The following is a 5,521-nucleotide window of genomic DNA, read 5'->3' as shown; positions in this document are numbered from 1 at the left end:
ACGGTATGGGCCTCCTGATACTCGCTCATATTGATCGTGATGACGTTCTGTTCGCCACCATAGAGCGTTTCAGCGATTGCAAGCGCGGTTTCGGTCTTACCCACACCCGACGTGCCGGCGAGCATGAAGACACCGATGGGCTTGGACGGATTGTCCAGACCTGCGCGCGAAGACTTCACGCGCTTGGCAATCATCTCCATCGCGTGATCCTGGCCGATGACGCGCTTCGAAAGTTGGTCCGCCAGGTTTAGAACGGTGCGCATCTCGTCCCGCAGCATCCGGCCTACAGGAATACCGGTCCAGTCGGCGACCACCGATCCGACGGCGGCGGAGTCCACGATGGGCAACATCATGGGCATCTCGCCTTGCAGCTTGTCCAGCGCGGCTTGGGTCTTGCGCAAGGTTTCAAGCGCCGATGCCACTTCATCGGGGCATTCAGCGGATTTAGCTCGGTCGCGCAGGTCCAGAATCTGAACCACCAGCGCTTTTTCAGCGTCCCATTGCTCGGTCAACACGGTCAGTCGCTCAATTTCGGCGTCCAGCTCTGCCTGTGCCTTGCTGCGGCGCGTGCCGATCTCTGCCCCAGCGGCTTCGTCACGGTTTATGATGTCCAACTCGGTCTCAAGACCGGCAATGCGGCGCTGGCAGTCGTCCACAGGAGCCGGTGTCGCGTGCAGGCTTATGCCGACGCGTGCGCAAGCCGTATCGAGAACACTAACGGATTTATCGGGCAGCTGCCTTGCCGGGATGTAACGAGAAGACAGGCGTACGCAGGCCTCCAACGCCTCATCAAGGATTTGGACATTGTGGTGACGCTCAAGCGTTTCTGAAACGCCGCGCATCATCAACAGCGCGGTCGCCTCATCGGGTTCGGCCACCTGCACCACTTGAAACCGACGGGTCAAAGCCGGGTCTTTTTCAATATGCTTTTTGTATTCTGCCCAAGTCGTGGCCCCGATGGTGCGCAAAGTCCCACGAGCAAGCGCGGGCTTGAGCAGATTGGCCGCATCTCCGGTTCCTGCAGCCCCCCCCGCCCCAACTAACGTGTGGGTTTCGTCGACAAACAGAACGATGGGAACGGCACTGGCCTCCACTTCGTCGATAACACCGCGCAGGCGGTTTTCGAACTCACCCTTCATCGAGGCACCAGCCTGCAAGAGACCAATATCCAGAGACAAAAGGCGCGCGTCGGCCAAAGCAGGCGGCACATCGCCACGCGCGATGCGCAGGGCCAATCCCTCGACGACAGCCGTTTTTCCGACACCGGCCTCTCCGGTCAGAATTGGGTTGTTCTGACGACGGCGGATGAGGACGTCGATCATCTCGCGTATTTCAGTATCTCGACCGACGATTGGATCAATCAGTCCGTCCTGTGCGCGCGCTATCAGATCGGTGCAAAACTGCGTCAAGGCTGACCCGTCCTGAGGAGTGGTGGTGATTGCAGACGATGCATCACCTGGCTGCGAACCCACATGGGACCCGTCCTGAGCTGGCAATCCAGCCTCGGGCGATCCTTCCACCGCCGCCTCGAAATCGCGCGCAAGTGTCTTTGAGTCCAAGCTTGCCAGTTCGGCGGAGATTGAATGCAGAACACTTTTCAAACCTGGCGTAGTCACCAGCCCCAGCAACAAGTGCCCCGTGCTTACCCTCGACACGCCATAGCCCAGTGACGCATGGACCCAAGCCCGTTCCACGGCTTCCTCCAGATGTGGCGACAGGTCCGAAATGGCCGTTGCGCCGCGCGGCAGAGCATCTAATGCGCGTTGCAGTTCTGTCGCAATGCGCCCCACATCCAGATCAAAGAAACGAACGATCCGGTGTAAATCGCTGTCATGTGCATTCAGGATCTGGTGGATGAAATGGGCCAGTTCCACATAGGGATTTCCGCGCATCTTGCAAAAGACGGTTGCGCTTTCAATGGCTTGGAAAGCACTTGTGTTGAGCTTTCCAAAAAGGTCGACACGGCTGATCTCGGACATTTGCGTTGCTTTCCTGTGGGGGCCGTTAAAGGGGACGTTGGCAAGGTTGAGAGAGGATCAAATCATCCGCATCCCGGGCCGGACGTCGCCCGATCCAACTGGTTCGGCCAAGCGTTGCAGCTTGCCCAAGTACCGACGGGGGAACCTCCTCGGCCTTCAGGATCAGATTGGCGGTCCATTCCAGGGTGTCACCGACATATGTTCGAATGATCGCCGCAAGCTGTTTGAAACCAGGCGTCCCTGGCAAAAGCCGCACATACTCCGACAGAGACATGGGACCGATGCGCAGCCGAAAACAGGCGGACCGTGACCAGGTTTTTTCACCCACGCTGGCAGCACCTCCCAAGACTGCGTTTCCAAGCTGTCCGCGATCTCCTGGTTCAAGGTGCAGCCAACTGCCCACAAAGCTTTCAACTTCGACAGGTGTATCAAAAAGCTGTGTCACTATGGCCGTCAGACCGGCCTCACTGCGCGGGCTGGCTGCCAAAAGGCCAGCAAAATGCTTCTTTGCCACGTCAGGCATCGCATCGCGGTCCTCCAACTCATCGCCTCCGAAACCCGCCAGCGCCCCGACCTTCCGGCCAAATGCATCATCCTCCGACCGATCAAACGAGGCGGCGGGTTGTCCGCTTGCCCAAGCCCTATACAGCAGCGACAGCATCCGATGGTGAAACATGTCCGTAAAGGCGACCATCGTGGGGTCATCCATGTTGCGCTGCCGGTCGCGGGCGAACTCGGTCATGTGCAGTGGCAGAGGACCGTTGGGGCCAAAAAGACCGAAAGCCAGCTGCGTCAGCTTCGGCACGCCAGCCTCGTCCTCGGTGTAGGATTTTATGGTAGAGGGCGGAAACGCAAGATCCGCCGCCTGAGCCAGACGCACTGGGTCCTCGGACGGGCGACTGGACATTCCCAGGCGCGGACCCTCCTGATGCACTGCCTCGATCAGCCGCAGTGCTTGAAAGAAGTTAAATTTCTCAGGGGTCTCGGTCAGCGCGGCAAGCCGCGTCAGATCAGGATCCGCCGTCCGCTCTTGGCTGGCCATCTCGCGATATCCCCGCGCTGTGATGAATGGATACAAGTCTCGGTAAAGCTGTTGAGACTCACGTATTTGGCAAAGAAGGTTTCCAAAACCGAACCAAGAAGGTAACAGCCGGTCCCCTCGAAACAGCTTTCGTCAAAGCCGACCCTGATCTCCAGACCTCGCACCGCGCTGCTTAGAACACCATCGGCGAGCCGCCGTACAATGGGGCGGGACGAAACGGTCGACAGACCCTCGACCTGCTTGGCCAACGCGGGCTCCCCCAACGTGGCATACAGCCCGACAATCTCGCGTAAGGCGGCTGCCCCGCTGCCGCGGTCGGCATCAACCAAGGAGAGGTAATTGAGGCTGAGATGGGAGATGAGCTGCCAAGCCTGCTTACCTTCGGCAAGACTAGATCTTGGGCGCGTCGGCGGAACAATTGCTCGCACGCGCTTGACCGGGCCGCCCTCTGGCAGTGTGAAATCAGTCTCGCCTAGGCCCACTGGAGTCAGTAGCGGCAGGTCCCTGTTAGTACAAAGCGCCTTTACTGCAAGCTGTTTGACGGTAGCAGGATAAGGCGCCTGCGTTTGGTCCGTAAGGGTTAGATAAAGCTCTGACCCCAGGTAGGATGTGCGCGATCCCGCCATGCGTTGGCGTTCGGAAGGCTGGCGCAGCCGGCGGCGTTGACTGTAGTACGCGGCATGTTTTTTGGCTGATGGGCCGAAATCCTCAGCACTGTAGAATGGGCGAAACCGCACGTCCGCATCGCGATCGGCCCCGATGCCTGTGACAGACTCAAGCTGATAAATCTCGAAATCCATTGGTGCGGTTCGATCCACTGTCACGAGATGCTCAACTTGGGTATCCGAGACATGCACTCGGTCGCATCGCTTCCGAAAGAGGTTGATCGCCGGCACGGCATGTAGGTCGAAGTTGGCAGGGGTGACGGATGCAAGTTCGGGCAGGCCATCGCGCAGAAGGATATACAGGTCCAGATCGGCCCCGGTCGTTCTTTGCACCGCCTGCAGCAGCCCGCCGAATTCGGTGAAAAAGAACCGCTGCGGCATTGCAAAGTATTCCTGCAGCAAGCGGTAGCCATCAAAGGACGGGCCTGGTGTGGGCAGTAGAGCTTCTTCCGGGCCAAATCCGCACGCAGAGATTTCGGTGCCCAGATATTCATTCCAATCATCACGGCGATCGGTCGACCGACCGGCGAGCCCGATCCCCTGCCCCATAATCGCTTCGTACAGCCGCCAAGGCTCTGCGGCAGCACCCGTCAGAAACATTCGCAAACGATCCGTGGGCAACTCTGCCAAAGGTGCCCCGTCAGTGCGGCACAAGCGCAGACGCAGTGCGGCCTTGGCGGACGAGTAACGACCGACGCCCGCTGCAACCAGATCGCCGCGTGCATCGATGTATTCCACCTCACTGACTTCCAGGGGCCACAAGGTAACATCTTGGGAGGTGGTGTAGATGATGCCGGTTTGGGCGGCGTCACGCACCCGCCCGCGCAATTCAGTTCCCCGTGGCACAGTAACCCCGGCTGCCAGATTACCCTGCCCTGGGTCTGGCTCAAGCTGTGCGACCATCATGGACGGGATCGGCGCCAAGTAGTGGGGATAAACCGTCTCGAGCAGGCTCTGGGTCAGGTTAGCGTTTTGCTGCTCCAACTCCAGCTGAACGCGCGCCGCCATGAAGGCAAACCCTTCCATCAATCGCTCGACATAAGGGTCCATCACTTCCAACTGACCCATGCCCAGCCGCCCGGCAACCTTTGGGTAGGCCGCCGCGAATTCGTCGCCCATTTCCCGGATAAAGGTCAGTTCTTGCTCGTAGTGGTTCAACAGGCGCTTATCCATGACGCTATCCTTTGCGATGCACGGTCACTTCGCCCGTCGTCACATCAAGTTGCGTGCGCAAATAGAGGTCGAGCGGAACCGGCTCTGCCCACAGCTCGGCCCGGATATCAAAAGAAAACAACCCGCCGCGCACATCCTTCTGTTCGTGGATCACAACCTCAAGCGTATTGGGCAGAAGGCGCGGTTCAAACTGTTCGATCGCCGCGCGGATCGCTTGCTGGATCTCTATGGCGCGCATGTTGGTGGCCGTAATTCCAGACACATCTGCGATGCCAAAGTTCAACACGGAGCATTCAGCTTCAGGGAACGATCCAAGATCGGTGTCAGCCTGCAGATTTGTGGTGTTGAGCAGCCAATGTAGATCGCGCTGGATTATGTCGCGCAACCGGTTGATGTCGATGATCCACGCGGCGTTGGTCTCAACGCGCTGATCTGGCGCGTCGTCCACAAGCCGGTCAAGCAGCGCAGGCTGCAAACGCTCAAGTCGCGCACGATCAACCATGACTGACCTGCGTCAGCGATTGCTTGACGGACGTATCGGCATGGTCAAAAGTGACCTCACGCAACTCCATCAGGGGGAGTTCATCGGCTTCGGTGCAAAACATCCTTTGACCAAGGCCCCGAAGTGTGGCGCCATCCGCATCGAACCAATCGGTTTCACG

5 protein-coding genes are annotated in these 5,521 nt (G+C 58.9%); all 5 read right to left on the bottom strand.

Annotation, left to right across the window (positions count from 1 at the left end; translation table 11 throughout):
• Nucleotides 1-1,979 (bottom strand): type VI secretion system ATPase TssH (tssH, locus tag AC6RA8_RS20755; protein ID WP_500355499.1); only part of this gene is annotated, 1,979 nt, incomplete at its 3' end.
• A 25-nt stretch (nucleotides 1,980-2,004) separates the two neighbouring features.
• A complete protein-coding gene (gene tssG, locus AC6RA8_RS20750) occupies nucleotides 2,005-3,057 on the bottom strand; it encodes a type VI secretion system baseplate subunit TssG (protein WP_500355497.1) in 1,053 nt (350 codons plus the stop codon).
• Nucleotides 2,985-4,859: a type VI secretion system baseplate subunit TssF gene (gene tssF, locus AC6RA8_RS20745; RefSeq protein WP_500355495.1), complete on the bottom strand. Its 1,875-nt coding sequence runs from the start codon at nucleotides 4,857-4,859 to the stop codon at nucleotides 2,985-2,987. Before tssF ends, tssG begins: the two co-directional genes overlap by 73 nt.
• A gap of 4 nt (nucleotides 4,860-4,863) precedes the next feature.
• Complete coding sequence (tssE, locus tag AC6RA8_RS20740) at nucleotides 4,864-5,361, bottom strand: type VI secretion system baseplate subunit TssE (protein WP_500355493.1); 498 nt, start codon at nucleotides 5,359-5,361, stop codon at nucleotides 4,864-4,866.
• The coding region (locus AC6RA8_RS20735) for a type VI secretion system accessory protein TagJ (protein ID WP_500355501.1) at nucleotides 5,354-5,521 on the bottom strand (168 nt) is incomplete at its 5' end. The genes AC6RA8_RS20735 and tssE, both read right to left, overlap by 8 nt.

This window comes from Tateyamaria sp., from assembly GCF_059783535.1.
This window is presented reverse-complemented; position numbering and strand designations above follow the sequence as displayed.